Source organism: Kitasatospora sp. NPDC015121, from assembly GCF_055562955.1.
Genome location: NZ_JBVHEH010000107.1, coordinates 1 through 1378, shown reverse-complemented (window position 1 = coordinate 1378; position 1378 = coordinate 1). Strand labels below are relative to the sequence as shown.

At 57.5% G+C, this 1378-nt stretch carries 1 rRNA gene; it reads right to left on the bottom strand.

The features are described from left to right. Nucleotides 1-1378: ribosomal RNA gene (locus ACZ3J7_RS41050) — 23S ribosomal RNA — on the bottom strand; the annotation flags it as partial.

The window sequence follows — 1378 nt, the reverse complement described above, 5'->3', positions numbered from 1 at the left end:
TTTGGGGTACGGGCCGCCATGAAACTCGCTAGAGGCTTTTCTCGACAGCATAGGATCATCCACTTCACCACAATCGGCTCGGCATCAGGTCTCAGACTACGTGTTGCGCGGATTTGCCTACGCAACGTCCTACACCCTTACCCCGGGACTACCACCGCCCGGGCTGGACTACCTTCCTGCGTCACCCCATCGCTCACCTACTACCCCGTTGGGTCACCGGCTCCACCACGTCCCTTTGTCCGAAGACTCCGGGCCGGCTTCACGGGCTTAGCATCAAGAGGTTCGACGTTGGCGCTTCAAAGCGGGTACGGGAATATCAACCCGTTGTCCATCGACTACGCCTGTCGGCCTCGCCTTAGGTCCCGACTTACCCTGGGCAGATCAGCTTGACCCAGGAACCCTTGGTCAATCGGCGCAAGAGTTTCCCACTCTTGTATCGCTACTCATGCCTGCATTCTCACTCGTGAACCGTCCACAACTCGATTCCTCGGCTGCTTCACCCGGCACACGACGCTCCCCTACCCATCACAGCCTCCGTTGGGAGTATTGCTGCAATGACACGACTTCGGTGGTGTGCTTGAGCCCCGCTACATTGTCGGCGCGGAATCACTTGACCAGTGAGCTATTACGCACTCTTTCAAGGGTGGCTGCTTCTAAGCCAACCTCCTGGTTGTCTCTGCGACTCCACATCCTTTCCCACTTAGCACACGCTTAGGGACCTTAGTCGGTGTTCTGGGCTGTTTCCCTCTCGACCATGGAGCTTATCCCCCACAGTCTCACTGCCGCGCTCTCACTTACCGGCATTCGGAGTTTGGCTAAGGTCAGTAACCCGGTAAGGCCCATCGCCTATCCAGTGCTCTACCTCCGGCAAGAAACACGCGACGCTGCACCTAAATGCATTTCGGGGAGAACCAGCTATCACGGAGTTTGATTGGCCTTTCACCCCTAACCACAGGTCATCCCCCAGGTTTTCAACCCTGGTGGGTTCGGTCCTCCACACGGTCTTACCCGCGCTTCAACCTGCCCATGGCTAGATCACTCCGCTTCGGGTCTTGGGCATGCAACTCAAACGCCCTATTCGGACTCGCTTTCGCTACGGCTACCCCACACGGGTTAACCTCGCTACACACCGCAAACTCGCAGGCTCATTCTTCAAAAGGCACGCAGTCACAGCCCCGAAGGACTGCCCCCACGGCTTGTAGGCACACGGTTTCAGGTACTATTTCACTCCGCTCCCGCGGTACTTTTCACCATTCCCTCACGGTACTATCCGCTATCGGTCACCAGGGAATATTTAGGCTTAGCGGGTGGTCCCGCCAGATTCACACGGGATTTCTCGGGCCCCGTGCTACTTGGGAGAAGCTCAAGCGAGCCGTAC